At 73.8% G+C, this 1,665-nt stretch carries 2 protein-coding genes and 1 pseudogene; 2 read left to right on the plus strand and 1 reads right to left on the minus strand.

The window, feature by feature from the left end; all coding sequences use genetic code 11:
• Nucleotides 1-235 (minus strand): annotated as a pseudogene (locus tag EIO58_RS19195) (hypothetical protein); the annotation flags it as partial.
• A 158-nt stretch (nucleotides 236-393) separates the two neighbouring features.
• Between EIO58_RS19195 and EIO58_RS17425 the strand changes: the two are divergent.
• Nucleotides 394-963, plus strand: coding sequence for a GIY-YIG nuclease family protein (locus EIO58_RS17425; RefSeq protein WP_127820500.1), 570 nt, complete (start codon nucleotides 394-396; stop codon nucleotides 961-963).
• Between the two features lie 74 nt (nucleotides 964-1,037).
• The coding region (locus EIO58_RS17430) for a hypothetical protein (protein ID WP_127820501.1) at nucleotides 1,038-1,665 on the plus strand (628 nt) is incomplete at its 3' end.

Raw genomic sequence — 1,665 nt, forward strand, 5'->3', positions numbered from 1 at the left:
CCGGCCCCGCGCTCGGACCGTCGTCCGGGTCGCCGGGGTCGCCGCTCCCCGGTGGGGTGTCCGCGAGGTCGTCCGGCCGATCGGGGGAGCCGGACCCGCCGCCCGGCCGATCGGTGCGGTCGCGCGGCGCCTGACTGGTCGGCGGATCGGAGTCGGCCCCGGGGGTGTACTCGCCGCACGATGCGAGGCCGAGGCTCACCACTGCGAGCGACACCATTCCGGCGTACCTGAGCACCGCACCCGTCGCGCGGCCTGTCGTTCGGATCGGCGCCCGGTGCGCCGTCGCTGACGTATCCATGTCGCGAAGAGGGCCTCGCGCCCGCCCGCGATACATCGAAGCGCACCGAGCCCGGTCGCAGCCGTGGTGTCCGAGGGTCCGCGTACGCTCAGCCCGTGCCCTCCAACGGTTCCATTCGGCACTGCCTGGCATCCGGCGACGGATGCCGCGGCGCCGTGCCGCGCGGCGCCCCGGTGTCGCTGTGCGAAGGTCATCTGACCATGGCATCCGACTGGGCGGACGCCGAGCACGGCGTCGCCGACGTGCTGCCGTCGCCCTGTCTGCTGTGCGGATCCCGGCTCGGCGTGCGGTACCGTTCGGGCTGGCTGTGCGCCACGTGCGAATGGCGTCACGGCGACCTGCCCGACGCCGAGCTGCCGCCGCCGCGCGTCGACGTCGTGTACTACGTGCGGTTCGGCGAGAGGGTCAAGATCGGCACGAGCTCGAACCCGCGGCTGCGGCTGGCGGCGATCTGGCACGACGAGCTGCTCGCCTTCGAACGCGGCGGCCGTGCGCTGGAGCAGCGGCGGCACGCGCAGTTCGCCGGCGATCGGTTCTCCCGTACCGAGTGGTTCCGGCTGAGCGACGGGATCGCTCGGCACATCGACGCCATGGCGGCCGGGGTCGATGATCCATGGGCGCTGCACGCCCGGTGGATGAGCGAAGCCGTCGCCGCGCACGGCTGACCCGCGGCGCGGCGTCCAGCCGCTTCAAAGGAACCGCGCCTAGCGTGACGAGCCACGCACACGACGGAGGACACATGGCATTCCTGGACCGACTGATCGGCGGGGACGACGCGGACCGTCCCACGCCTCCGGTGCCCCAGAACGCGCACGGCCGCCAGGGGTCCATCCAGCCTCCGCCCAGCCAGGACGAGCTCGCGATCGAGCGCTACCGGTACCTGCTGCGCACGGCCCCGCCCGAGACGATCGAACAGGTCCACGCCGAGGCGTTCGCGAAGCTCACCGAGCCGCAGCGGCAGCAGGTGCTCGCCGACCTCTCGGCGGGCCTGCCGGCGTCCGAGCAGCCGCGGTCGAGCGATCCGCAGTCCATGGCGCGGGCGGCGACACGGGGCGAGTACATGAACCCCGGGTTCATGGAGCGCACGCTCGGGCCGCAGCGGCAAGGACCGTCGTTCGGATCGATGCTCGGCTCGTCGATCCTCGGCACCGTGGTCGGCTACGTCATCGGCTCGACGCTCGTGAGCGCGTTCCTCGCCCCGCCTCTCGCGCACGACGAGGGCAACCAGGACGGCTCGGCTCAGGACGATGCCGCCGACGCGGCAGACCCCGGCGGCACCGACACGGGCGCAGATGCCGCGCCGGCGGACACCGGCGGACGGGGCGACCCCGGCTCGGGATGGGGCGGCGAGGCGGCCGCCGACGCCG

Source organism: Microbacterium sp. CPCC 204701 (assembly GCF_004010105.1).
Classification (GTDB): domain Bacteria; phylum Actinomycetota; class Actinomycetes; order Actinomycetales; family Microbacteriaceae; genus Microbacterium.